Source organism: Streptococcus mitis, assembly GCF_000722755.1.
Classification (GTDB): domain Bacteria; phylum Bacillota; class Bacilli; order Lactobacillales; family Streptococcaceae; genus Streptococcus; species Streptococcus mitis_CM.
Map to the genome: position 1 here is coordinate 1 of NZ_JPFY01000003.1, position 462 is coordinate 462.

1 protein-coding gene is annotated in these 462 nt (G+C 42.4%); it reads left to right on the forward strand.

Annotated features, from left to right (window positions below; translation table 11 throughout):
* The coding region (locus SK578_RS00065) for a cache domain-containing protein (protein ID WP_042749674.1) at positions 1 to 462 on the forward strand (462 nt) is incomplete at both ends.

Genomic DNA, 462 nt, shown 5'->3' on the forward strand with positions numbered 1-462 from the left:
AATTCGAGATCTATTTTTGACTATCTTAAAGTCAGACCAAGATTTGAAAACTGTTGTACTGGTCACCAAATCCGGTCAGGTCATTTCTACAGATGATAGTGTGCAAATGAAAACCTCCTCTGATATGATGGCTGAAGATTGGTATCAAAAGGCCATTCATCAGGGGGATAAGCCAGTTTTGACACCAGCTCGTAAATCAGATAGTCAGTGGGTCATTTCTGTCACTCAGGAACTTGTTGATGTAAAGGGAGCCAATCTGGGTGTGCTTCGTTTGGATATTTCATATGAAACTCTGGAAGCCTATCTTAACCAACTCCAGTTGGGGCAGCAGGGCTTTGCCTTTATCATCAATGAAAACCATGAATTTGTTTATCATCCTCAACACACAGTCTATAGCTCAGCTAGTGAAATGGAGGCTATGAAACCCTACATCGAGACAGGGCAGGGCTACACTCCAGATCA